The 232-nt window shown below is 65.5% G+C and carries 1 protein-coding gene; it reads left to right on the forward strand.

The window, feature by feature from the left end; genetic code table 11:
* Nucleotides 1–232, forward strand: a 232-nt coding sequence (locus LPA42_RS33640) for a fibronectin type III domain-containing protein (protein ID WP_228987164.1), incomplete at both ends; no start/stop codon positions are given.

Below are 232 nucleotides of genomic sequence, written 5' to 3' on the forward strand. Positions count from 1 at the left end.
ACCCTGAGCTGGACCGCCTCCGTCACCGGCTGCTGCGCCATCACCAACTACACCATCATGTATCCCGAGCCGTTCAGCGACGTCATCCCGACCACGACGGTCGGAAACGTCACCACGGCCACGATCACCCTCAAGCCGGCCACGCAGTATCTCGTCGTCGTGAGCGCCAGCGACTCGGGCGGGCACAGTTCGCCGTCGTCGAACTCGCTCACCATCGTCACCCCGGCAACCG

It is taken from the genome of Micromonospora sp. DH13, from assembly GCF_020873825.1.
Classification (GTDB): Bacteria; Actinomycetota; Actinomycetes; order Mycobacteriales; family Micromonosporaceae; genus Micromonospora; species Micromonospora haikouensis.